Below are 23,686 nucleotides of genomic sequence, written 5' to 3'. Positions count from 1 at the left end.
GCCCGTTCACCGCGACACCTGGAGGACGCATGTCCCAACCCGCCGAAAGCGCCGTAAGCGCCGTTGGACCGGTAAGCCCCGAAAGCCCCGAAAACACCGCCGACAGCGCGGCGTTGGCGCGCATCTACGCCGATATCGAGAAATCCGCCGGGCTGTTGGACGTGCCCTGCGAACGTGCGAAGGTCTGGCCGATCCTCACGGCCTACGAGGACAAACTCGCGCGTTCCGTCATCGCGTTCCGGGTGGCCACCGGCGCGCGCAACGCGGGCGACCTGGACTGCCGGTTCACGATGTTTCCCGCGAGTACCGATCCCTACGCGATCGCCCTGGCGAACGACCTGACCGCGAAGACCGACCACCCGGTGGGCGCGTTCCTCGGCGAGATCCACCGGAACTTTCCGATCGACACCTCGGGAATCGACTTCGGCGTGGTCGGCGGATTCAAGAAGACCTGGTCGTTCTTCCCCGCCGACGACCTCCAGGGCCTCGCCCCGCTCGCCGAGCTGCCCTCGGCGCCGCCGGCGCTCGGCGAGAACCTGGACTTCTTCACCCGGCACGGCCTCCACGACCGGGTCAGCCTGGTCGGGATCGACTACCGGCACCGCACGGTGAACACCTACTTCGCCCACGCGCCCGCCGAGTGCTTCCAGCCGGAAGGGATGCGGACGCTGCTGCGGGAGATCGGGCTACCCGAGCCGAGCGAACGGCTGCTGCGGCTGGGCCGGGAGGCGTTCGGCATCTACACCACGGTCGGCTGGGATTCCCGGAAAATCGAACGTATCTGCTTTGCGGTGATGACGCCCGACCCGTTCACCCTCCCGGTGGCGATAGAGCCGAAGATCGAGCATTTCCTGCACCACTATCCGCACGACGGCGACGACCGCAGGTCCGTCTATGCCATCACCTCGGCGCCCGACGGGGAGTACCACAAAGTCCAGGCGTACTATCAGTGGCGGGCTCAGATGCTGAACGTCATGTTGTTGTCGGACTCCGAAGAAGGCGGCGCATAGCCATTCAACTGTCGGAAGACGTCTGGGAATTGCCGTTGTTGGTGTTCGACTCCGGCCGGCGCCGCGCCGCCCGGATCACGGGAGGCGGGTGACCCGCGATGGTCAGTCGGGAAGCGCAGCTGGTGGAGCTGGTCGACGCGGACGGGGTGGCCACCGGGTCCACCACGGTCGCCGAGGCGCACACCGCGCCCGGGCAGCTGCACCGGGCGTTCTCGGTGCTGCTGCTGGACGAGGAGGGCCGCGTGCTGGTGCAGCGGCGGGCGGCGGTCAAGACGCGGTTCGCGCTGCGCTGGGCCAACGCCTGCTGCGGCCATCCGGCGCCCGGGGACACGCTGGTCGAGGACGCCGCGCGCCGGCTGGTCGAGGAGATCGGGGTGCGCGGGGCGCCGCTGCACCGGGCCGGCGTGTATGTGTACCGGGCGGAGGACCCGGCGACCGGCCGGGTCGAGCACGAGTACGACCATGTGCTGGTCGGCCGGGTGCCGGTGGGCACGGAGCTGAGCCCGGACCCGGAGGAGGTCGCCGACGTCCGCTGGGTCGCGCCGGAGCGGCTGCGGCGGGAGCTGGCCGACGAGCCGGACCGCTACGCGCCCTGGTTCGGCGGGGTGCTGCGGGTGGCTACCGAGGCGGCCGGCCGGCTGCCGGCGGCAGCGGCGCTCGCCACGGACTGAACGGCCCGCCGGGCGCGGCCCGTTCGTGGAGGCGGCGCGGCCCGTTCGACGAAGTGACGCGGCCCAGGACCGGGGTGCCGGTCCTGGGCCGCGTGGCCCGGCCGCCGCCCGCGGGGGTCGGGCGGCGGCCTGGCCACCGCCCGCGGGGGGTCGGGCGGCGGCCGGCCGTTCCGAGATGGTCGAAAGAGGCGCCGAAGGCGTCAGGTCGGGCGTCAGAAGGTCAGAAGGAGTGCGGCCCGAAGCGCCCCCAGGCCACGAAGGCGGCGACGGCGATCAGGATCACGTTCACCACGATCGACTGGGTCTCCTTGCGCCGGCCGTGGACCACGATCGCGCCGATCATCAGCAGCACGATCCCGACGGCGGCCAACGGCACCAGCACCGGCGCGATGTCGAGCGCGGCCGGCAGGATCAACCCGATGCCGGCCAGGATCTCGACGGCGCCGATGCCCTTGACCGCGTTGTCGCTGAAGTCCTCCACGAAGCCGAAGCCGGACGCCGCCAGCTTCTCCTTCGGCTGGACCAGCTTCATGGCCCCGCCGGCCAGGAAGGCCACGGCCAGCACGCTCGCGACGATCCACAGGGCGACGTTCATGACGGTTCTCCTCAGCTCGGGACGTGAGCGGCTTCGGGCACGAAGCCGACGGGGTGACCGGAGTCCGGCTCCGGCCAGGGCGGGGGGAACCGAAACGGTCACAGGTACTGACGAGGTGGCTCCCCGTAATGTGAGGTGGGGTGCGCGGCGACGGCGGGCCGCCACCCGGCGGCGCGCCGAACCGACCGCGCGCACAAGGGAGTTGGGGACCAGATGAGCACCACTCACGGCGAGCCGGGGAACGCCCTGCGCGAGGCGGACCTGGACGAGGCCGACCTGCGCGACGTGCTGCGCGAGCGGCGGCAGTTGATCAACGTCGCCTACCGGCTGCTCGGTTCGCTGGCCGACGCCGAGGACGTCGTGCAGGAGACCTACGCCCGCTGGTACGCCATGTCCGCCGAGCGGCGGGCGGCCATCGCCTCCCCCGGCGCCTGGCTGACCCGGGTCGCCAGCCGGGTCTGCCTCGACCTGCTCGGCTCGGCCCGCGCCCGGCGGGAGCGCTATGTGGGCGAGTGGATACCGGAGCCGCTGCCGGACCGCACGGAGTGGCTCGACGGGCGGTCGGGCGGCGCGGCCGTCGACCCGGCGGACCGGGTCACCCTCGACGAGTCGGTCAACATGGCGTTTCTCGTCGTGCTGGAGTCGATGACGCCGGCGGAGCGGGTCGCGTTCATCCTGCACGACGTCTTCCACTACCCGTTCGCCGAGGTGGCCGAGATCGTCGGCCGCTCCCCGGCCGCCTGCCGCCAGTTGGCGTCCTCGGCCCGCCGCCGCATCCGCGCCCGCCGCGCGCCCGGCGCCCCCTCGGCCGCTCAACGCACCGACGTGGTGCGGGACTTCAAGCAGGCGTGGGAGGCCAAGGACATCGGGGCGCTGATCGGGCTGCTCGACCCGGAGGTCACCACCATCGCCGACGGCGGCGGCATCGCCAGCGCCGAGCCGCGCCCGGTCGAGGGCGACCAGCGGGTGGCCGGGGTCTTCGTCGACATCGCGGAGCGCGCGCCCGACCTGACCATCCTGCCGCGCACGGTCAACGGCCAGCCCGGGCTGGTCGCCCTCCAGGGCGACGAACTCGTGGTGGTGCTGGCCATCGAGGTGGTCGGCGAACGGATCACCCATATCTGGGCCATGCGCAACCCGGAGAAGCTCAGGCTCTGGACGGACTGACCGCCCCCCGCCCCCCTTCCGACACCCGAGGACCGCCGGCGACGCCCCGCCTCCGAGAGGCCACCCGGCCACCCCTGCCCGGCGGGCCGGGCGGGGCCGGCAGGTCCGCACGCCCGCGCCCGCACGCCCGCGCCCGCACGCCCGTGCCCGCACGCCCGTGCCCGCACGCCCGCGCCGTCCCGCAGGTCCACCGCACACCGACAGGGAGACAGCAACCATGAAGGGCTTGTCCATCCACAAGGCGATACGGAAGCGCGGTCTTCATCTCGGCCTCGTGCCGGAGAGGGCCGCCGCCAGAAACAGCGCGACGCTGCTCACCCTCGACCACGACCTGCACGTGCTGCCGGAGGCCGGCCGTCGGCTGACGGTCGCCGAACTCGCCGACCACGTCGACGACCTGGCCGGCCGGCTCTGGGCGGCCGGGGTGCGCCCCGGCGCGCATGTGGCGATCCACAAGAGCGCCAACTTCGACGTGTGGATTCTCGCCACGGCGACCTCGCGGGTCGGCGCGATCCCGGTGATGCTCTCGCCGCATCTGGACCCCGCGACCGTGGGCGCCCTGCTCGGCCGGCTGGAGCGGGCGACGCTGCTGACCGACGTCGCCAAGCTGGACGGGATGAGCGAGGTGCCGCTGGCCGAGCTGACCGAGCGGGTGCTGATCATCTCCGGCGAGCGCCCCGGCGCGGTCTCGCTCGCCGAACTGGCCGGCGCCGAGCGAGTGCGGGCGCGGGTGCGGCCGATGGACGAGGCCGCGATGATCACCCACACCTCGGGCACCACGGGCCTGCCGAAGCTGGTGGTGCACACCCCGCGCACCATGGGCACCCGGCTCACCCCGCAGTGGCACCTGCTGTCGATGACCCGGATGCGGGAGACGGTGGCGATCCACATCTCGTTCGTCCACTCGCGGATGTTCGCGGCGATGTCGCTGGCGTTGCTCAAGGAGATCCCGGTCCTGCTGATGAACGAGTCCGACCCGGAGCAGGTCGCCTCGCTCTTCCTGAAGCACCGTCCCGGCTTCGTCGAGGCGCTGCCCAACTCGCTGATGGAGTGGGAGCCGCTGACGGACGACCCGCGCCGGCCGTTCTCCTCGGTGAAGTGCTTCAGCAGCACGTTCGACGCGATGCACCCGCGCACGATGAGCCGGCTGCTGAACGCCTCTGACCGGAAGGCTCCGATCTTCTTCCAGATCTACGGGCAGAGCGAGGTCGGCCCGGCCGTCGGCCGCCCCTACTTCAAGGGGACGGCGCACGAGGCGGACGGCCGTTGCGTGGGCTTCCCCTGGCCGGGCTCGGCGAAGGTGCGGCTGGTGAGCCGGAACGGCGGGCCGGTCTCGGAGACCAACCCCGGCTATATCGAGGTGGGTTGGGACGGGCTGGCGAAGACCTACCACGGCGAGCAGGAACGTTACGACGAGAACCGGAACGGCGCCTGGTGGCGCACCGGGGACGTCGGCTACCGCACGAAGCTGGGCTGTCTGCACATGCTCGACCGCGAGGTCGACATGATCCCCGGGGTGCGCAGCATCCTGGAGGTCGAGGACCTGGTGCTGGGCAAGCTGGACGAGCTGAGCGAGCTGGTCGTGGTGCCGGGCCCGAAGTCGGAGCCGGTGCCGGTGGTCTGCGTGACCGACGACCGGCCGCTGGACCGCGAGCGGTGGCGCGCCGCTGTGGTCGACTTCCCGCAGCTGGCCGAGCCGGTGCAGATCCCGCAGGCCGAACTGCCCAGGACCGCCACGTTGAAGGTGAAGCGGATCGAGCTGTCCCGCCGGCTCCAGGAACAGCGGGGCTGAGGCGCGGCCATGGCAACAACCAACGCGACAAGCCACTCGAAAGGGACCGATTTGATGACACCCGAGGCCACGCTGGCGCGCTTCCGCGAGTACATGGTGGGGCCGGCGCGCTTCATGACCCTGCTGTCCTGTTTCGAGCTGGGCATCGTCGACGCCATCCAGAAGAAGCCGGGCCAGACCGCCGCCCAACTCGGCGAGGCCGTGGGCGTCAAGCCGGACGCGGTGGAGCAACTGCTGTTCCTGCTGGTCAAGGAGCGGATGGTCGCCTGCGACGAGCGGACCGGCGGCTACACGCTGGACGCGCTGGCCGACGTTCCCGAGCGCGACCTGCGGCGCGCGCTGACCTATATGAACATGATCAAGGTGGTGGCGCTGCGGCAGCTGTTCTATCTGACGGAGAGCGCGCGCACCGGCACGCTGGTCGGGCTGAAGGAGCTGTACGGGGCGGAGGGCACGCTCTACGGCGCGGTGGCCGAGCACCGCGATCTGCGGGAGTCCTGGGCCACGTTGATGGACACGGTCACCGCGCGAATCGACCCGTGGTTCTTCGAGAACGTGGACATCCCCGCCGGCTCCCGGGTCCTCGACCTGGCGGGCAACACCGGTCTCGGGGCGATCCACACCTACCAGATGAAGGAGTCGCCCGGTCTGAAGGTGACCACCTTCGATCTGCCCGAGAAGGAGGAGGAGGCCCTGGCCAACTTCCGGGCCCACGGGGTGGCGGACCACTGCTCGTTCATCGGCGGCGACGTCTTCGAGGGCATCCCGTCCGGCTTCGACGTCGTGCTGATCAAGCACTTCCTGGACATGTTCGACCGGGACGACGTCTTCCGCATCGTCAAGGGCGTCCACCGGACGCTGGAGGTCGGCGGGCAGCTCCATGTGATGGTGCCGGTGTACCCGGAGGACATCCACGACACGGACAACTACAACGTGGACTTCTTCCCGGCGTTCTTCATCGGCGCCACGATGGGCCAGGGCGGGCCGCAGAAGTTGTCCGTCTACCGGCGGTGGCTAGAGGAGTGCGGCTTCACCGTCACCCAGGCGATCAGCAAGGACCCGGCGGAGATCCCCAACGACGTGATCCCGATCCCGGCGCTGCTGAGCGCGACCAAGGAGAGGTGACCCACCGGCCGACCTGACCCACCGGCCGACCTGACCCACCCGCCTCCGCGCCCCACCCCCGCCCCCGGCGGGGCCCCGACCCCGACGGGTCGGGGCCCCGCCGGGGGCTTTTCGTCGTTGGGGGGCGTCCCGGGGGGCGCGCGGGACGGACCCTGGGCGGCGGCCCCGGTTCCGATGTCGAAGGGGACGCCGGTGAGCCGTTCGCTCGCCGCCCACAGCCGCGCGCCCTCCTCGGTCCGAGCCGTCGTCGCGGGAGGGGCATTTCTGACCCACCGTGGGTCAGCCGGCGCCGCACCATTCCGCGTAGGCGCTCAGGCTCTCCGCGTCCGCCCGCCGGAGGCGCCGCAGCGTCGCCACGTCCTCGCGCACCCACCGGTGCTCGCGCGCGTGTTGGGGCGCGATCCGGCGCGCCACCTTCAGTGACTCGAACGCGTCCGCCGGCTGCCCAGCCCAAAGCTGGGCGCGGCTCAGCTCGATGTAGAACGCGCTTCGCCGCTCGGCTGGCATGGACTTCGGTGGCGCCCACTCTCGGGCGATCTCCAGCGCTCGCGGCAGCGCCCGATCCCCGAGCGAGACCGCCAGCGACACCTCGTGGATCCTCACCGAGTCCGGGCCGACGGCGGTCCCGTCGTAGACCCCCTCGGGCACACGATCCGCTAATTCCTCCGCGTGCCGCATGTGTTCGGTGGCCGCATCGTGGTCGGCGGCCCGGCCGGCGATCACGGCTGCTCGCATGTGAAGCGCCGCGCGGGCGGCGGCGGTTGGCGCGCTGGCCGGCGGCAGCGCGGCGTCAATCGCGCGTTCCAGCGCTCGCAGCCCGGCGGCGTGCGCCCGGCCGGCGAAGAACGCCTCCGTTCGCACGTATGCCACCGTCGCGTTCGTGATCGGGTCGTCGGCCAGCGGTGTCAGCGACCGCATCAGGTCCAACAGTCGGCCGGAGGCGTCGAGCGCCCGGTACTTGTAGGCGACGGCGTCCACCGACCGGCAAGCGGCTACCGCGAGCCGGGCGAGTTCCTGCCGGCCGCCTGCGGGGGTGGCGTGCAGGGTGCGGAGCAGCTCGACGAGGAGACCCGGCCCCGTGCGCATGATCCGCAGGTACTGGGCGCCGAGCCGATGCGCAGCCGACTCGGCGACCGCCGCGCGGAGTTCCGCGAGTGAGCGCACCGGTCCGTCGTCGGGGTCGTCCCAACAGGCCAGGACGGCGCGGAGGGTGGGCATGGCATCGTGGACGCGGTCCGCTGCACGGTCCGGGTCCCGGTGCAGACGGGTCACGTCGATCCCGAGGGCGTCCGCGATGGCGTCAAGGACAGCGTCCGATGCGCCCCGGGCGCCCCTTTCGATCTTCCGAAGGGTGCCGGCTCCGAGTCCTGCTGCGTCTGCGAGTTGTTGTTGCGTCATGCGTGCGATGCGCCGGTGGTGGGCGATACGGCGCCCTACCTCCAGCGCCGTTGGTGGCGGCATCCCGGCTCCGTTCGGCGAATCCACTCCGAACGGTACCCGGGCGATCACGCCCGGGTACATGTTTCACCCGGTCGTGACAATGCCCGCCAGTTCGTCCAGACCGGAGATCGACCTGTCCGCCGCTGCCCGCACCTCTGGGATGTCCGCCCACAGATGCCCCCACGGGCCGCGCCGCAGATGTGCGGTCATCAGGCCCGAACTCCGCGCGGGATAGACATCGTTCTGCGGGTAATCGCCCACGTAGAGGATCTCCTCGGCCCGGACGGCGGCGAGGTCGATGACCCGAACGAAGAAGTCGGTGCTGGGCTTGGCTACCCCCCAGTCGGCGGACACCGCGATCGCGTCCACGGGCAGGTCCAGCGCTCGCAACAACGCCCCAGCCCGCGTCGTTTGGTTCCCGGCCACCACAACCCGCACGCCGACGGAGCGCAACTCCGCCAGAGCGGGCCGCACGTCCGGATAGAGGTCGGCCTCCTCCAGGCGTTCGCCCTGGCCAGCCGCCTCGCGCGCGCTGTACTCGGCCGCCAGGTCGATGCCCGGCCTGATGAGTCGGAGCGCGTCCGCGTTGTCGCGGCCCTGCGCCACCACGGCTCCGACCAGCGCGGAGAGCGTGTGGCGAGGAACCCCTACCCAGTCGGCCCATGCCGCCCAGTACCGGTCGTCACGAGTCAGGGTCTCGCCGATGTCGAGCGCCACGCATCTGATCACGAAGCACAGCGCGGAGGCACGACAAACCGCCCTGGCTGGCCGTTGTCAAGCTGGGCGGGGGCGGCGACCTCGACGGGGCGGGGCCCCCGGCGGGGCCTTTCGTCGTTGGGTGAGCGCTCAGTTATGGCGCGGGTACCATAACCTTATGGCTCTGAAGAAGACGACCGTCATGGTCGACGAAGAGGATCTCGCGCTGATCAAGGAGGCCGCCGCCCGGGAGGGACGGCCGGAGTCGGAGTACTTCCGGGAGGCGTTCCACGTGGCGGCGCTGCGGACCCGACGTTGGGCGGAGGACTGGGACATTCCACGCCTGGACTTCGGCGCTCCTCTCTCGCCCGAGGAGATCGACCGCGCGGTCTCGGACGGTGTGGCGGACGCCGAGTGATCATCGTCGGGGACACCTCCGGGCTGATCGCCGCCCTCAACGTGGCTGCCCCGGAACACGAAGCGGCCCGTCGGGCCATGCGCCAGGCCGCACTGACCGTGGTGTCACCGCTGGTGATCCTGGAGATCGAGCATGTCGTCACGCGCAACGTCGACCGCCGTGCGGCCCTGGCCATCAACGACTGGCTGCTGGAGCAGGAGCGCACCGGCCGCGTCGCCGTTCCCGCCGTGTCCGCCGCCACACTGCGCACGGCTCGTCGCGTGCAGAACCGCTACGCCGGACTACGGATCGACCTCGCCGACGCGGTCAACGTCGTGGTGGCGGAGTCATACGAGACCGAGGTGGTCCTGACCCTCGACCGCCGAGACTTCCGGGCCATCGCTCCCCTCACCGGCAGTCACGCGTTCCGTCTTCTCCCGGACGATCTGTGACCACGCTCTGGGAGCGGTGGCGACTCGACGGATCACGTGAGGCGCGGCCGCCTCACAGCCCCGTCAGGGGGGTGAAGCGGACCGGGAGGGCGGTCAGGGCGCGGTGGAAGGGGCCGGGGCGCCAGATCAGGTCGGCGGGGGGACAGGTCAGTTCCAGGTCGGTGAGGTGGCTGGTCAGCCGCTCGATCGCGGTGATCGCGATCAGCAGGGCCGGTTGGCGGGCCGGGCAGCCGTGCGGGCCGGCCGCCCAGGCCAGATGCGCGTTCTCGCCCGAGCGCGGCAGGTCGTGGCCGACCTCGGGCCGCGACTGGAGGTTCGCGGCGGCGTAGGAGACCAGCAGCAGCTGGCCGGCGCGCAGCCGGCGGCCGTGGAAGTCGGTGTCGTAACGGGGGTAGTGCGCCGAGAAGTTGGCCATCGGCGGGTCCTGCCACAGCACCTCGTTGATCGCCTCGTGCGCGGTCATCGCGCCGCCGTAGAGGGAGCCCGCGTAGCGCGGGTCGGTCAGCATGTGCAGCAGCGCGTTGCCGATGAGGTTGGTGCTGGGCTCGTGCCCGGCGCTCATGGTGAGGGTGATCTGCCGGATGACCTCGTCGTTCTCCAGGCCGGCCGGGTGCGCGATGAACCAGGAGACCAGGTCGCGGCGCGGCCGGGCACGGCGGTCGGCGACCAGCCGGGTCACGACGGCGACCAGGTCGGCGTAGGCGGCGGCCGCGTTGCCCGCCGAGTTGACCATCCCGGCGATGCCGTTGACCAGCCGCTCGCTGTCCTCCTCCGGCACGCCGAACCAGCTGTTGAAGACGTGCAACGGCAGCTGCCGGGCGTACTGGGTCACCAGGTCGGCGGTGCCGGTGGCGGCGAACTCCCGGATCAGCCGCTGGGCGGCGTGCGCCACCTGCCGCTGGAGGACGTGCGGTTCGATCAGGCCCAGGCTGTCGGTGATGGCCGCCCGGTAGCGGGCGTGGGTCTCGCCGTCGCTGAAGAGCGCGGTGGGCCGGTAGCCGAGCATCGGCAGGATCGGCGAGTCCTGCGGCACGGTCGCCTGCCAGGCGCGGGGGTCCTTGGAGAAGGTGTGGGTGTCGCGCATCAGGTCGAGCGCCGCCTGGTAGTCGATGACCAGCAGCGCCTCGACGCCGGGCGCCAACTCGACCGGGGCGAGCGGTCCGTGGGCGCGCAGCCGCTCGTAGTGGGCGGCCGGGTCGGCGGCGAAGTCGGGGCCGTAGAGGGCGAGCGGTGTCGCTGTGGTCATGGCCGGTCCTCTTCGGGGTGTGATGGCCGGTCCTCCGGCAGTCGGGTCAGCACGTGCTCGGCCAGCGCGATCAACGGCTCGACGCTGCTGTGCCGGTCGCGGGCGTCGCACTGCACCAGCGGGGTGCTGGGGTGCAGGTCGAGGTGTTTGCGCAGCACCTCGTCGCCGTAGGCGGGGGCGTCGGGGAAGCGGTTGACGGCGACGGCGTACGGCAGGCCCTGCTCCTCCACCATGTCCATCACGGGGAACGAGTCGCCGAGCCGCCGGGTGTCGGCGAGCACCAGCGCGCCCAGCGCGCCGCGCGCGATGTCCTCCCAGAGCGGGAAGAACCGCTCCTGTCCCGGGGTGCCGAAGAGGTAGAGCACCAACTCGCCGGGGACGGTGAGGCGGCCGAAGTCGACGGCGACGGTGGTCGTCGACTTCTCCGGCACGCCGGCGAGGTCGTCGTGTCCGGCGCTGGAGGCGGTCATCGCCTCCTCGGTGTGCAGGGGAGGGATCTCGGAGAGGGTGCGGATCAGGGTGGTCTTGCCCACCCCGAACGGGCCGGTGACCACCAGCTTCATCAGGGTCTGTCCGCCGGCTGGCAGGTATCCCACCAGGTCAACGGAGGGTGCGGAGTCCAACGAGAAGCCTCTCCACGAGCGAACGGTCAATCTCTTGCGCCCGGGGCACCGGCCCCCGCGCGTGCAGGTGGCCGCGTTCGATCAGGTCGGCCGCCACCACGACGGTGGCGCTGACCGGCAGCCCCAGATGGGCGGCGCACTCGACCAGGCTCAGGGAACCGGGCTCCAACAGCGCGCACAGCCTTCGGTGTTCGGGCCCGATCTCCGCCCCGGGCTCCGGCGCCTCGACCAGGGTCAGGACGGACAGCCGGTCCAGGTCGGGGCGCGAGGTGGGCTGACGGCCGCCCGTGACCAGGTAGGCGGGGACCAGCCGGCGGCGCGGCGCACGGCTCATGGCCTGCCGGCGGCATCCGGTTCGGCCCGGGCGGCTGCCGACCCGGCGCCGGCCGCGTCCGACTGGGCCCCCGCCGCGTCCGGTTCGGCCCCGGCGGCGTCGGGCTCGGCCCCTGCGGCGTCCGACTGGCGGGCGGGCGCCGCCATCGCCCGGGCCAGGGCGGCGACCTGCACCTGCATCTGGTAGGCGACGTTGCCCAGTTGGGCGTCGGACTCGGCGAACAGGGCCAGGGAGGTGTTCTGCCCGGCGGGCACCACGATGGCGTACCCCTCCTCCGACTCCACCACGGTCTGCTGGAGCCGGGGCGACTCCCGCTCGGTGAACGCGGTGGTGAACGCCCGGGCTGCCGCGTGCAGCGTCGCCGTCATCGCGGCGACCCGCTCCGCCGACGCCCGGCTCAGCCCCGGCGACGCGCCCTCGACCAGGCCGTCGCCGGTGGCGATCACGGCGTGACGCACGCCGGGGAGTTCCAACAGCGGCGTCAGGACCCAGGCGAGCCCGTCCGCCGCTCGCGCTTCGGAAGTCTTCACGAGCCGTCATCTCCTTCGTGGTCAGGGCCGTCGGCCGCGCCGGGCGTCGCCGGGTCACCGGCGGCGCTGCGGCCGGACCTGGTGCCCTGTTGGAGCGCGCTCCAGCGGGCGTCGGCCTCCTCGGGGGTGCGTGCGGGTGGCGGTGCCGCGCCGGGCCCCTCCCGACCCGCCGCCGGGGTGGCGGCGGGGGCGCGGGGCGCGCGGCGGCGGCGGGTCGGGAGGGGCGCCGTGTCGGGGTCGGGATCGTCCTCGACGGGCCGCTCGGGTCCCGACTCCCGTGCGGCGGGGGCGGGTTGGGCCGCCGGGGCGCGCGGGTCGCGTTCGGCGGCGCCCTCGGGGCGCGTGGGGCGCAGCGGCGACACGGGCTCGGGCGCCAGCACCGACAGGTCGTGCTCGTCCTCGACCACGGTCAGGATCTCGGCCGGCACCCGCAGCATCACGCGGAGGCCGCCGTAGGGCGAGGGCTCCACATGGCAGGTGAAGCCGTACTGCCGGGCCAGCCGGCCCACGACGGCGAAGCCGGCCTGCGGCGGGTTCCCCAACTCGGTGAGCAGTAGCCCTTCGGGCCCGGCCAGCAGCCGGCGGGCGCGCGCCAGGGCGTCCTCCTCCATGCCGATACCGGCGTCGTCGATCACCAGGAACACCCCACGGCCGCCGCCGTGTTGCAACGTGACCGGCACCTCGGTCTCCGGGTGCGAGTAGGCCGTGGCGTTGGCCAACAGCTCGGCCAGCGCGATGGCCAGCGGCTCGGCGGCCCGCGCGACCACGCCGAGGCGCTGCTCGCGCAGGTGGTTGGCGACCTTGACCCGCTGGTAGCCCGGGACGCGGGACTGAGCCCCGCGCACGATCTCCGCCAGCGGGGAGTCGGTGCGCGCCAGCCCCGGCCACGCCTCGCAGAGCACGGCCGTCGCCTGGATGCGGCGCAACGCCAGCTCGTTGCGGAAGTCCAGCTCCAGCAGCCGGGGGTCGTCCATCTCGTGCTGGAGTTCGTGGAGGAGGCTCTGGATCTGGTAGAGCAGCGACTGCACCTTGGCGGTCGCGCCGCGCATCGCGGCCCTGGCCGCCGCGTCCACCCGCTCCCGCTCCTCGGTGACGGCGGCCAGCGCGGCGTCCAGCGCCTCGTTCAACGCGCCCACCGCCTCCGGGCCGATGTCGGCGGCCGAGGGCGCGGGCGGCACCGGCGCGTGCGGGTGGCTCAACGCGAGCGCGGCGGCCGGCACGCGTTCCCTGGCCAGCCGCCGCAACTCCTCGGTGACCGCGTCGAGGCGGCGGACGGTGCCCGCCTCCCGGGACTCGGCGGCCAGCGCGCGGGCCTCGGCCGCCGCCGCGCGGGCCTCGGCGTCCTGGGCGCGGGCCCGGGCCGTCCCGACGTCGGCCTCGGCGGCGCGCAGCCGCCGCAGGTCACGGGCGCGCAGCCACAGCGCGCCAACGAACACCGCCAGCGCGACCGTCAGCGCCGCGAGCACCGCCCCCGTCATGAGTCCTCCGTCTCACCGGTCAGTTCCGGCCGGCGCCCAGCTCGACCAGCTCAGCCGCCGGACCTCAACTCATGGGCCAGCAGGGCGACTTCGGTCATCACTTCGAGGATGCCGGGCCGCTGGGTGCCGTCGAGGTGACGGTACTCGGTGCCGATGGTCACCACCAGCCGCTCAGGCAACTCCAGTTCCGGAGCGATTCCTTCCGCGATCACCCGGCGCGCGGCCTCGGCGGCCGGCACCCCCGAGGCGTGCAGCGCGTGGGCGCGCTCCCGCACCCGCTCCAGATACGTGATGTGCGCGCGGACCCCGGCCCGGTCCAGCACCGGGCCGTGACCGGGCACGAACACCTCGGCCTCGGTGGCCAACACCCGCTCACAGGCGGCGATGACCCCGCTCAACGGGCCGGCCCAGTGCACCGGATGGTCCCCGGGCCGCTCCGGCGTGGACGCGAAGACCACGTCCCCGGTGAACACCACGCGCTGCGCCGGCAGATGGACGATGAGGTCGCCCGAGGTGTGCGCCGAGTCCAGGGAGAACAGCCGCACCGGATAGTCGCCGACGGACAGCTCCAGCTCGCCGGTGAAGTAGGTGTGCGGCTGGACCGGCTCGGTGGTCGCCCAGTCGAACACCCCGAAGTGGCGCCGCAGATACGCGCCCAGCGGGGTCTTCGGGTCGCTGCCGACCACCAGCGCGTGGAGCTGCTGGGGCGGCGGCTCGAAGCACATCTGGTCGCGCGCGCCCCGGGTGACGATGATCTCCGCCTCGGGGACGACCCCGGCACCCCAGTAGTGGTCGCCGTTGCCATGGGTGACGACCACCCGGTCGATGGCCACCCCCTCGGGCAGCAGCGCCCGGCTGCGGTCGAGGAACTCGCCGGCGAGCACCGGGTCGTAGGGGGTGTCGATCCACAGCGCGGTACGGGGCGAGACCAGCAGGCCACAGTTCGCCAGCCCCCAGCCGCGCCGGGGAGGCAGCCACGCGTGGAGGTCCTTGCTTATCTCGGACACGGTCCAGTCCCTGGTCGTCATGGTTCGTGATTATGCCGTCACCCGCTGACAGCGGAACCCGTTCATGATCCGGAAGGTTTCCGGAAGTTTTCGGCGAGTTGGCGGCGAAGTCTCGGCGCAGGAGGCGGGGCGCGTTCGGCAACCCTGCGGTGGCGCCTCGCCGTTGAGCCACTGACCAGCGATCACCGCCATGGGGGCACTCCCATCCGCTCGGGCATTTCTTCCGGGAACCTTGCGGTAACTGTTGACAGCCCGACAGCTCCAGAGCATTGTCATGCCATCGACAGCGGGTCGTTGGTCGGCCAACACCCCGTCGATCCGGGCCACTTCACCGTGCGCCCGGCCTCTCCGGTCGCGGGCCGCACGACGACCGGCCAAGCCCCGCCGCGTTGCCCCGGGACGCCAACGCGCGGTCGGCCGCGACCCGCCCCGCGCGGGAAGCGGCCGGGGTCGCCTCGCGCCGCCTGGCCACCGCCAGCCTTCACACAGGGAGAACGGCATGGACACGAGCAGGGACATGAGCAACCGCAGGGACGGGAACGGGGACCCGGACGAGGCCCCCACCCCCAGGATCAGCCGCCGGACCCTCATCGGCGGCGCCGGCGCCCTGGCGCTGGCCTCCGCCTCGGTGCTGACGCTGCCCGGCACCGCGCAGGCGCAGACCATCACGGACAACCAGGAGGGCACCCACAACGGCTACTACTTCTCGTTCTGGACCGACTCGAACGGCACCGTCTCCATGACCATGGGGAACGGCGGGCAGTACAGCACCCAGTGGAGCAACACCGGCAACTTCGTCTGCGGCAAGGGCTGGGCCAACGGCAGCCGCCGCACGGTGAACTACTCCGGCTCCTTCAACCCGTCCGGCAACGGCTACCTGTGCCTCTACGGCTGGACGTCCAACCCGCTCGTCGAGTACTACATCGTCGACAGCTGGGGCACCTACCGGCCCACCGGAGAACACCGGGGCACGGTCAGCGCCGACGGCGGAACGTACGACATCTACCACACGATGCGCTACAACGCCCCGTCGGTCGAGGGCACCCAGACCTTCCCGCAGTACTGGTCGACGCGGCAGTCGAAGCGGGTCGGCGGCTCGATCAACACCGGCGCCCACTTCGACGCCTGGTCCCGCGCTGGCATGAACCTCGGTGACTTCCGCTACTACATGATCATGGCGACCGAGGGCTACCAGAGCAGCGGCAACTCCAACATCACCGTGAGCTGAGGCGCGCGCCTCGCTTCACGACGGGCCGAACCGCCGCACGGACGGCGGGCGTTCGGCCCGGCCAGGGCCTCGGGGGGAACCCCGGGGGTGTGTGCGGGTGGCGCGGCGACCTCGGTCGCCGCGCCACTTCCCCCTGCGGGGCGGCCGGCCGGTTCTGGGGGCGGGGTGGGGTCGCCGGCGGGGTGGGGATGCCGGCGGGGTGGGGCGGGGGTGCCGGCGGCGCGAGGTTGCCTGCGGCGCGGGGCGAGGTTGCCTGCGGCGCGGGGCGAGGTTGCCTGCGGGGCGGGGCGGCGTTGCCGGCAGGGCCGGGGTGCCGGCGGCGCGAGGTTGCCGGCGGCGCGGGGCGGGGCGAGGGCCCCGGCGGGGCCGAGCTGGCCGGCGAGGCGGGGTCGTGTCCGCGGCGCGGGGTTGCCCGGCGGAGCCGGGCTGGCCGGCGGGGCCGGGGTGCCGGCCGGGCCGGGGTGCCGTGCCCCCGGCGGCGCGAGGTTGCCTGCGGCGCGGGGTCGTATCCCCGGCGCGGAGCCCCGGCGGGGCCGGGCTGCCAGCGGGACCGGATTGCCGGCGGAGCCAGGGGCGCCAGCGGAGCCGTGTCCCCGGCAGGGCCGGGGTGCCGGCGGCGCCGAGTTGCCGACGGAGCCATGCCCCCGGCGGGGCAGCGTTGCCTGCGGCGCGGGACCGTGCCCCCGGCGGCGTGGGGTTGCCGGCGGGGCGGGGCCGTGTCCCCGGCGGAGCCGGGCTGGCCGGCGGGGCCGGGCTGGCCGGCGGGGCCGGGCTGGCCGGCGGGGCCGTGTCCGCGGCGGGGCCGGGCTGGCCGGTGGGGCCGGGGTGCCGGCCGGGCGGCGGTCCGGGTCAGGGCGCCCCGGGCGCCGACGTCGTCTCGCTGGTGGCCGTGGCGCGGGTGAAGCGGGCCGCCAAGGCGGCGACGGCGGCGTGGAGTTCGGGCGGGTGGACGACCCGGAACTCGGCCTCCAGGGCGCCGAGCATCATCATCGGCCACTCCAGGGAGTCGACGCTCATCCGCACCCGGGAGCGTTCCGGGCCGATCTCCTCCACCGTGCTCCAGCGGCCGACGCGTCGGCGCACGGTCGCGGCCGGCGCCTCGACGACGGCCTCCACCTCGTGCGGCGCGGACGGCTCTCGGAGCCGGGCCCGCACAAACGCCGCCGCGTCCTGCGCCGGCAGCTCCCGGGGCCGGAACCGGCCGCCGTCGACGGTGGGTCGGGTCAGCCGGTCGAGCCGGAAGACCCGCCAGTCCTGCCGGTCCAGGTCGTGGGCGACCAGGTACCAGCGCCGTCCCACGCAGACCAACCGGTGTGGCTCGACCCGCCGTTGGGACCTGCGCTCGTCGCCGGTGGTGTAGCCGAAGGTGAGCCGTTCGTTGTCCCGGCAGGCCAACGCCACCACCGTCAGCGCGGCCGGATCGACGGGCGCCGGGCCGGCGCCGCCCCACTCGACGGCCTCGGTCACCGCGCGCAGCGCCTCCACCCTGCGCCGCAGCCTGGCCGGCATCACCCGCGCCACCTTGGCCAGCGCCCGCACCGAGGACTCGGCGATGCCATCCACCGCGCCCTGGGCGGCGAGGTGCAGGCCGACGGCCAGGGCGACGGCCTCGTCGTCGTCGATCACCAGCGGCGGCAACGCGGCGCCGGCGGCCAGTTGGTAGCCGCCCTCGACGCCCCGCCGCGCCTCGACCGGGTAGCCCAACTCCCGCAGCCGGTCGACGTCCCGGCGCAGCGTGCGGGCGGAGACCCCCAGCCGCTCGGCCAGTTCGGCACCCGACCAGTGGCGGTGGTTCTGGAGGAGGGAGAGCAGGCGCAGGGTGCGGGTGCTGGTGTTGGCCATATTTCTCGCGTCGTTTCCTGAGGCTCCGAGAATTGCGGACGGAAAGTGACCGCTAGGACTTCTAGTCTGATCACAGATCGGCGGAAACGAAAAGCCCCGGCGCCCGACCGTGGAAGGCGGACCAACCATGACCACCTCGCAGCAGACCCTCCCGGACCAGACCACCCCGACGTTGAACGACTCGGAGCCGACGGGCGCGGGCGCGGGGCGCGTGCCCGGCGGGGAACGGGCCGACCTGCTGGAGGCGTTGGCCAACCAGCGGCACTTCCTCCGGTTCGCCGCCCGGGGCCTCGGCGACGATCAGGCCAGGCAGCGAACGACCGCGAGCGAGCTGACCCTGGGCGGCCTCATCAAGCATGTGAGCGCGACCGAGCGGAACTGGGCCGAGTTCATCGTGGCGGGCCCCTCGGCGCTGGGCGACTTCTCCGCCATGACCGAGGAGGATCTCGCCCAGCGGGAGGACGAGTTCCGGCTGCTGCCCGAGGAGACCCTGGCGGGGGTGCTGGCGGAGTACGCCGAAGTGGCGCGGCGCACCGACGAGTTGGTCGCCACCCTGGCGGATCTGGACGTCTCGCACGCGCTGCCGGCGGCGCCCTGGTTCGAGGAGGGCAAGCGCTGGTCGGCCCGCCGGGTCCTGCTGCACATCATCGGCGAGACCTCCCAGCACGCCGGCCACGCCGACATCATCCGCGAGTCCCTGGACGGCGCGCGGAGCATGGCCTGACCGCCGCCCCGGCCGACCCCCGACCCCCGGCGCCCGGGCCTCCGCCGCGCGCCGGAGTCGAGCGCCGGAGTCGAGCACCGGGCCGCGCGCCGGTGTCGATCCCGGCCGCGCGGTCAGCGGACGATGGTCTGGATCTCCTGGACCTCGACATCCTGGTCGGTGGTGTAGGTCCCGTCGGGCAGGTCGCCGCCGGTGCCGCCCGAGCCCTGCCAGTCGATGCTCCAGGTCAGGCCGGCGGAGAGCTGGTAGGGGCCGGTGGCGTGGGTGGCGCGGAGGTAGGTGACCCCGCAGGGCGGCGCCTGCTCGGGGGCCCCGCCGGGGAAGGGCGTGCCGATGGCGCCGTCGTCGGTGGTCGGGCAGGTGCCGGAGGAGGGGTGGAGCGTGGCGTCCTCCGTGCCGGGGCGGATGGTAAGGGCGCTGGGCTCGGCGCGGGTGGTGGCCCAGATGTCATAGCCCTCGACCTGGGCGGTGACCTCGACCGGCTGGTAGTCCGCCGCGTCGAGCCAGATCCAGGTGGGCAGGTTGACCGTGTGCTCGGCCTCCGGGTTGGTCTCGATCGCGGTGTCCGGCACCCGGGTGTTGGCATAGGCCAACTCGGCCAGCAGCTCGGGCGTGGGAACGCCGGGGATGTCGGGCGGGGCGTCGCCGAAGTCGACCCAGAACGTGGGTTCGTCGCAGGCGAGTTGGCCCTCGTGGTCGTTGGACGCCGTGTTGATCACGCTGGACCACCACATGCCCTCGCCCTCGCGGTCGAGGTTGTGGTCGTTGTACTCGCTGTCCTCGCCGTACGCCTCCTCGTGCATCCGCGCGGCCTCGCCCTTGCCGGAGTGCAGCGGGGTGTTGTTCAGGTAGTCCTCGAAGCTCTGCTTGAACTCGGTGGGCGTGTAGGTGGGGGCGTAGTAGCAGGGCGGCGGCGTCCAGGAGGTGTCGACGCTGCTGATCGGCCCGCCGCCGCCTCCGTTGCCGCCGCGGGTGGTGATGGTGATGCCGGCGTGGGCGCTCAGGCCACGGTCGCCGCCGCCGCCCTGGCCCGAGGTGTCCTCGGTGTTCCCGTTGAAGCGGCCCCGGTTCTCCTCGTCGGCCGACGCCCCTGGCGCGTGGGCGAGTTGGGCGGCGAGCAGCGCGCCGAGGGTGAGGAGGAGCGCGGCGGCGGGTCGGGGCCGCCCCGGGCTTCGGGGAGCGGTGGGTTTGTGATCCGGTGTGGGCTGCTGGCTCAACATCTGTTCGTCTCCGGGTCGGCCACTGCCTCGGTGGTCTGCCATACTCCGGCCTCGTTCCGGTCCAACTGGGTCAGGTAGTGGACCCGCACGGTCACGCCGGAGTCGGGATCGACCTCGCCGGTGCTGCGGACGGTGGTCAACGACTCGCTGGCGTCGATGCAGTAGCGGACGGTGGCGCGGCCCGCCTCCTCGTCGACGGTCACCTCCCGGTCGTAGTAGCGGGTGGTGCCGGTGAAGCTCTCGTCGTTCTCGATGAGGGACTCGACCCATTCGACGGCGGAGGTCAACGCCTCGCCGGAGGAGTAGAAGCCGAGCGCGGGGCGCTCCAGGTCGCCGGTGACGATGGCCTCGTCGAGGGAGTTGACCCGGCGCTCGTGGTCGGCCAGCACGGCCAACTCCACGGGGTCGTCGGTGGCGACCTCCTCGAAGACGTTGGTCACCTCGTCGGGCAGCTCGATCTCCGGCCGCTCGATGCCGTCGTCCTGGGGTGGGGGCGTCTCGTCCTCGCCGTCCGGCCCGTCAGCCGGGGATTCGCCGGCCGCGTCGACTCCGGGGATCTCCTCCTCGACGCCGTCGTCCCCACCGCAGGCGGTGAGCAGCAGGGCGGCCGTCGCCATGCCGGCGACAAGAGCGCGTCGCGGTCGTGTGCGGCTGTTCACAGCGGCTCCGGGGTGGCTGAGGTCAGGTTCCCCTTTCAGCTTACGAAGCGACCGTCTCCCCGGGGAGGGTTGAAACCGGTTGGGAACGGGGCGAGTTCCGGTGCCTTTCGCCCCCCGGCGGGCCGGGCCCGGCCTCGTGGTGATCGTCACCGGAGCATGGCCGGCCATTCCGGGGCACTGGCGATGGCGCGCAGCGCTTCCTTGCTGAGGGGCAGCATGGAGCCGGCCCTGGGGACGACATAGATGTCGATCGACGCGCCGTCGGGGTAGTAGACGTCGGCGTAGATCCCGCGCTCCGATGCGCCGGCCGGGCAGATGTCCACCCTGGTGGAGTCCTCCAGGAACTCGGATACGCAGGCCGGGGCCTGCCCGAGGTCACCGTCGTCGCCGAAGCTGCCCGGGGGGTAGGTGTTGATGTCGACATCGGCCACGTCCGTGCCGTTGCCGACGGCCAGGGAGGCGCTGCCCGGCTCGCTCGACGGGACGTCGGTGACGTCCAGCCCCTCGGGGGCCAACTCGCGGAAGAGGGCCTGGAGATCGGCGGGCGGAACGTCCACGGTGATCTCGTCGGGGCCGCTTCCGGTGGTGTCGTCGAACTCCTCCGGGGCGCCATGGAGCGCGTCCGCCCGGTCGAAGAGCCCCTCCCAGACGGGAGCCTCGCTGATCCCTATCAACTCGGCCTCGTTGAGCGGCGGAACCGCGCTCTCCGGGTACGCCCCTGGGTCCTCGGCCGTGAGGGTCACGGACAGCTGCCGCATCCCCTCCTCCCGGCCCCAACGGGTGGGGGACTCCACCCACACGGTCCAGGAGGGGTAGACGCCCGCCTTTCCCAGACCGTCCTCCTCGCTGGTCTGCTCGGTCTCCAGGAGGGTCCGCACCGCGCCGTCCGCCAACTGGGCCTCCTCGCAGCGCATTCCCGCCGCGGAGTGCGCCTCCACGCAGCCCGCGGCGAACGACCCGTCGTCCGTCTGCCAACGGGCGAGCGTCACGCTGAGGACGAAGGTGACGTCCCCCGTGCTGACCCTGGCGGAAACGCCGGGGTCTCCCGAGCGGTCGACGCCGACCGCCTGCGCCTGGGAGACCGAGACATCCTCGGGAAGCAACTCGGTGAAGGCGGCGATCAGCTCCGCCTCGGTCTCGGGAACGGCGGCGGCTGCCGGCGTCCCGTCGCCGCCCCGGTCGTCCGCGCGGCCGGTGCCGCCGGGGAGTTGGGCGGCGAACACCGCGATCCCGGCGACGGCCAGGGCGCCGGTGACGGTGGCGGCCCGCCGGCGCCACAGCCGGGCCCGGCCGCGCCGCAGGCCGTGCTCCGCGAGAACCCCGGGGACGGGGGGCTCGAAGCGGCTGCCGGCCTCGCGCAGCCTGGCGGCCAACTCCCGCTCGAACGGGGTCGTCTCGGCGGAGGACAGCTCGGCGGAGGACAGCTCGGCGGAAGCCCGTTCGGCGGACGTCGGCTCGGCGGGGGTCGGTCGGTCGGTGCCTGGTTCGTTGGTCATGGCGAGTCCCCTTCCGCCTGTCAGACGGCGGTCAGTTCGGAGAAGCTGGTCTGGCCCAGCTCGTCTCTGAGCTTGGCCAGCGCGCGGCTGGAGCGGGAGCGGACGGCGCTGGAGCTGGTGCGCATGGCCTCCGCCGTCTGTTCGACACTCAGGTCCTGCCAGTACCGCAGGACCAACACGGCGCGGTCCTTGGGTGAAAGGGTGGCGAGAGCCTGGAGCAGAGTGACCCGAAGCGAGGTGTCCCCTATCTCGACCGGCTGATCGGGCAGCCGGGGAGCCGGCTGCTCATGGCTGCTGCGTCGTCTGTGGTGCGTCAGGCAGACCCGGACCAGCGCCTTGCGCGCGTAGGCGTCCGGGTTCTCGATGCAGCGCCTGCGGTTCCACACCGTGAACATCCGGCCGAGGGTCTCCTGCACAAGATCCTCGGCGAGATGGATGTCCCCGCCGGTCATCAGGCACGCAGACCGGTAGAGCGCCGGGCTGCGGCTCTCGGCGAACTGGCGAAAAGACTCCTCGTCCCGCCGCCCCATCACGTCCCCCTGGCTGTTGCTCTGTCGGCCCGGGGACGTCCATGGTCGCCCCGGGCCACTGGGATGGTGACACGGGCGGCGCCGCCTGCCAGCGCCGCCCGTGTCGGCTTCCCGGCCACCGGCCGAGCTGGGCCGATCAGCTGAAGAGCGCCTGCCACTCGTCGGCGATCACGATCTCGGCCAACTCCACCGCGCCCAGCGGGGTGTCGACCCGGTTGGGCTCCGACTCCCAGTCCTCGCTGTTCCACGAGGTGATGTCGAGCGCGCTGCCGTCGGGGTAGGTCACCACGGCCCAGCTCAGCGCGACCGGGTCATCCTCGCTGGCCGCCCAGTCGCAGAAGCTGAGCAGTCGGCCGTCCGCCAACTCCTTGTCCTCGCACTGCGGCTCGTCCGCCGCGTCAACCGGCGCCAGGCGAGTGACGGCCGACGGCTCCTCGGGGCCCTCGACCGGCCCGGCGGTCGTGATGTCGACCAGCCCGGGGCCGTTGCCGTCGTCCACGGTCAGCGTCGCCCGGCCCGGGTCGTCGTCGGTGCCGTCGATGATCTCCAGGCCCTCGGGGGCCAGGGCACGGAAGGTGGAGCGCAGCTCGGCCGCCGGGATGTCGGTGGACGGGTCCTCCCAGTCCTCCGGCGGACCCCACTGCTCGTCGGCCGCGTCGAACACCTGCTGCCAGACCGGGGCCTGGGCGGCCTCGGCCAGCTGCTCGAAGTCAACCGGCGGCGTGTAGGAGTCCGGGTCCTCCAGTCCGGACAGCTCCTTGGACTCGGTGAGGACCAGCGTGCGCCCGCCGGGCTCCTCCAGGCTCTCCCCGCCCGGGCCCTCCACCCAGATCTCCCAGTCCCGCTGGTGATAGGGCTCCTCGATGTCCTCCTCCGCGAACTCCCAGGTGACATAGGAGAGGATGGAGCCGTCGGGCAACTCCGTGTCCTCACAGGTGAAGCCGTTGTCGCCCGGCTCCAGCTCCCCGAAGCCCTGGCAACCGGCGACCTCCCGCCAGTCGTCCGTCGCGAAGCGGTAGGCACTCAGGTCGAACGTGGTGCCGCCCGTGCCGTCCTCGGCGACCAGGGAGGCGCTGACGTCGGGCCCCTCGTCCAGCCCGAAGCCCTCGGACTCCGTGATCTCCAGCTCCTGCGGGAGCAGCTCCGTCAGCGTGGCGACCAACTCCTCGCCCGTCTGCGGGACCTCCCCCTCGGACGCCGCCCGCTCCCCCTCGGACGACGGCCGCTCCGCAAGCCTCACCGTCTCCGCGTGGCTCGGCGAGGCGGCGACCATGGTGGCCATCGCCGCCGTGGCCACGGCGGCCATCAACGCCAACCGGCGCTTGGACGACGGCCGCTCGACCGTCTCCTGGCTGTGCTTGCTCATGCGCTACGTCTCCCTCGTGGCTCTCATCGGCTCGGGCCTTCCGGCCCTCCGGCGAGCT

The 23,686-nt window shown here is 72.9% G+C and carries 23 protein-coding genes and 1 pseudogene; 9 read left to right on the top strand and 15 right to left on the bottom strand.

All coding sequences use genetic code 11. From position 1 onward, the window contains the following. Positions 1-113 precede the first annotated feature (113 nt). On the top strand, positions 114-1,010 hold the full coding sequence (locus tag FH609_RS19980) for an aromatic prenyltransferase (RefSeq protein ID WP_226961826.1): 897 nt from the start codon (positions 114-116) through the stop codon (positions 1,008-1,010). A gap of 98 nt (positions 1,011-1,108) precedes the next feature. Beyond that, positions 1,109-1,681, top strand: coding sequence for an isopentenyl-diphosphate Delta-isomerase (gene idi, locus FH609_RS19975; RefSeq protein WP_139674964.1), 573 nt, complete (start codon positions 1,109-1,111; stop codon positions 1,679-1,681). Between the two features lie 220 nt (positions 1,682-1,901). On the opposite strand, the gene FH609_RS19970 is transcribed toward idi, so the two are convergent. Further along, a complete protein-coding gene (locus tag FH609_RS19970) occupies positions 1,902-2,276 on the bottom strand; it encodes a DoxX family protein (protein WP_139674967.1) in 375 nt (124 codons plus the stop codon). A 213-nt stretch (positions 2,277-2,489) separates the two neighbouring features. Between FH609_RS19970 and sigJ the strand changes: the two genes are divergently transcribed. The 3 genes from sigJ (at position 2,490) to FH609_RS19955 (ending at position 6,360) form a co-directional block, all read left to right on the top strand. Next, positions 2,490-3,443: an RNA polymerase sigma factor SigJ gene (sigJ, locus tag FH609_RS19965; protein ID WP_139674970.1), complete on the top strand. Its 954-nt coding sequence runs from the start codon at positions 2,490-2,492 to the stop codon at positions 3,441-3,443. 217 nt (positions 3,444-3,660) lie between these two features. Beyond that, on the top strand, positions 3,661-5,235 hold the full coding sequence (locus FH609_RS19960; RefSeq protein WP_139674974.1) for a class I adenylate-forming enzyme family protein: 1,575 nt from the start codon (positions 3,661-3,663) through the stop codon (positions 5,233-5,235). 54 nt (positions 5,236-5,289) lie between these two features. Next, on the top strand, positions 5,290-6,360 hold the full coding sequence (locus tag FH609_RS19955; RefSeq protein WP_226961825.1) for a methyltransferase: 1,071 nt from the start codon (positions 5,290-5,292) through the stop codon (positions 6,358-6,360). 279 nt (positions 6,361-6,639) lie between these two features. Here the strand turns inward: FH609_RS19955 and FH609_RS19950 are convergent, their stop codons facing one another. Further along, on the bottom strand, positions 6,640-7,821 hold the full coding sequence (locus tag FH609_RS19950; RefSeq protein WP_139675068.1) for a helix-turn-helix domain-containing protein: 1,182 nt from the start codon (positions 7,819-7,821) through the stop codon (positions 6,640-6,642). Between the two features lie 63 nt (positions 7,822-7,884). Continuing rightward, positions 7,885-8,526: an HAD family hydrolase gene (locus tag FH609_RS19945; protein ID WP_405379164.1), complete on the bottom strand. Its 642-nt coding sequence runs from the start codon at positions 8,524-8,526 to the stop codon at positions 7,885-7,887. Positions 8,527-8,674: 148 nt separating this feature from the next. Between FH609_RS19945 and FH609_RS19940 the strand changes: the two genes are divergently transcribed. Both FH609_RS19940 and FH609_RS19935 read left to right on the top strand, forming a co-directional pair. Further along, positions 8,675-8,914, top strand: a complete 240-nt coding sequence (locus FH609_RS19940) for a ribbon-helix-helix protein, CopG family (protein ID WP_139674981.1) — start codon at positions 8,675-8,677, stop codon at positions 8,912-8,914. Continuing rightward, positions 8,911-9,345, top strand: a complete 435-nt coding sequence (locus FH609_RS19935; RefSeq protein ID WP_139674984.1) for a PIN domain-containing protein — start codon at positions 8,911-8,913, stop codon at positions 9,343-9,345. The genes FH609_RS19940 and FH609_RS19935 overlap by 4 nt, the downstream gene beginning before the upstream one ends. Positions 9,346-9,397: 52 nt before the next feature. On the opposite strand, the gene FH609_RS19930 is transcribed toward FH609_RS19935, so the two are convergent. The 6 genes and pseudogenes from FH609_RS19930 to FH609_RS19905 form a co-directional block, all read right to left on the bottom strand. Then, complete coding sequence (locus FH609_RS19930; RefSeq protein ID WP_139674986.1) at positions 9,398-10,591, bottom strand: cytochrome P450; 1,194 nt, start codon at positions 10,589-10,591, stop codon at positions 9,398-9,400. Then, positions 10,588-11,214 carry a GTP-binding protein gene (locus FH609_RS19925; protein ID WP_139674989.1) on the bottom strand — a complete coding sequence of 209 codons (627 nt, stop codon included), beginning with the start codon at positions 11,212-11,214 and terminating at the stop codon, positions 10,588-10,590. The genes FH609_RS19930 and FH609_RS19925 overlap by 4 nt, the downstream gene beginning before the upstream one ends. Beyond that, positions 11,192-11,548 (bottom strand): DUF742 domain-containing protein, encoded by a 357-nt coding sequence (locus FH609_RS19920; RefSeq protein WP_139674992.1) that lies wholly within the window; start codon positions 11,546-11,548, stop codon positions 11,192-11,194. Before FH609_RS19920 ends, FH609_RS19925 begins: the two co-directional genes overlap by 23 nt. 113 nt (positions 11,549-11,661) lie before the next feature. Next, positions 11,662-12,078, bottom strand: a pseudogene (locus FH609_RS19915) (roadblock/LC7 domain-containing protein); the annotation flags it as partial. Further along, a complete protein-coding gene (locus FH609_RS19910; protein WP_193318113.1) occupies positions 12,075-13,556 on the bottom strand; it encodes an ATP-binding protein in 1,482 nt (493 codons plus the stop codon). The pseudogene FH609_RS19915 and the gene FH609_RS19910, both read right to left, overlap by 4 nt. A 50-nt stretch (positions 13,557-13,606) precedes the next feature. Then, positions 13,607-14,584 carry an MBL fold metallo-hydrolase gene (locus tag FH609_RS19905; RefSeq protein WP_139674998.1) on the bottom strand — a complete coding sequence of 326 codons (978 nt, stop codon included), beginning with the start codon at positions 14,582-14,584 and terminating at the stop codon, positions 13,607-13,609. 496 nt (positions 14,585-15,080) lie between these two features. On the opposite strand from FH609_RS19905, the gene FH609_RS19900 reads away from it, so the two are divergent. After that, complete coding sequence (locus tag FH609_RS19900) at positions 15,081-15,791, top strand: glycoside hydrolase family 11 protein (protein WP_139675071.1); 711 nt, start codon at positions 15,081-15,083, stop codon at positions 15,789-15,791. An 849-nt stretch (positions 15,792-16,640) separates the two neighbouring features. On the opposite strand, the gene FH609_RS19895 is transcribed toward FH609_RS19900, so the two are convergent. Beyond that, complete coding sequence (locus tag FH609_RS19895) at positions 16,641-17,633, bottom strand: helix-turn-helix transcriptional regulator (RefSeq protein ID WP_139675001.1); 993 nt, start codon at positions 17,631-17,633, stop codon at positions 16,641-16,643. 127 nt (positions 17,634-17,760) lie between these two features. On the opposite strand from FH609_RS19895, the gene FH609_RS19890 reads away from it, so the two are divergent. Beyond that, entirely contained in the window at positions 17,761-18,357 is a 597-nt protein-coding gene (locus FH609_RS19890; RefSeq protein ID WP_139675004.1) for a DinB family protein, read from the top strand. 113 nt (positions 18,358-18,470) lie between these two features. On the opposite strand, the gene FH609_RS19885 is transcribed toward FH609_RS19890, so the two are convergent. The 5 genes from FH609_RS19885 to FH609_RS19865 form a co-directional block, all read right to left on the bottom strand. Beyond that, positions 18,471-19,577: a hypothetical protein gene (locus tag FH609_RS19885; RefSeq protein ID WP_139675007.1), complete on the bottom strand. Its 1,107-nt coding sequence runs from the start codon at positions 19,575-19,577 to the stop codon at positions 18,471-18,473. Next, positions 19,571-20,194, bottom strand: coding sequence for a hypothetical protein (locus FH609_RS19880; RefSeq protein WP_139675010.1), 624 nt, complete (start codon positions 20,192-20,194; stop codon positions 19,571-19,573). Before FH609_RS19880 ends, FH609_RS19885 begins: the two co-directional genes overlap by 7 nt. A 188-nt stretch (positions 20,195-20,382) precedes the next feature. After that, complete coding sequence (locus FH609_RS19875) at positions 20,383-21,732, bottom strand: hypothetical protein (RefSeq protein WP_139675013.1); 1,350 nt, start codon at positions 21,730-21,732, stop codon at positions 20,383-20,385. A gap of 20 nt (positions 21,733-21,752) precedes the next feature. Continuing rightward, positions 21,753-22,262: a SigE family RNA polymerase sigma factor gene (locus tag FH609_RS19870; protein ID WP_139675016.1), complete on the bottom strand. Its 510-nt coding sequence runs from the start codon at positions 22,260-22,262 to the stop codon at positions 21,753-21,755. Positions 22,263-22,398: 136 nt separating this feature from the next. Further along, on the bottom strand, positions 22,399-23,628 hold the full coding sequence (locus FH609_RS19865; protein ID WP_139675019.1) for a hypothetical protein: 1,230 nt from the start codon (positions 23,626-23,628) through the stop codon (positions 22,399-22,401). Between the last annotated feature and the right edge of the window lie 58 nt (positions 23,629-23,686).

Source organism: Streptomyces sp. 3MP-14 (assembly GCF_006334905.2).
Lineage (GTDB): Bacteria > Actinomycetota > Actinomycetes > Streptomycetales > Streptomycetaceae > Streptomyces > Streptomyces triticirhizae.
Note: the sequence above shows the minus strand (reverse complement) of the source record. Positions and strands in the feature narration are given on the sequence as shown.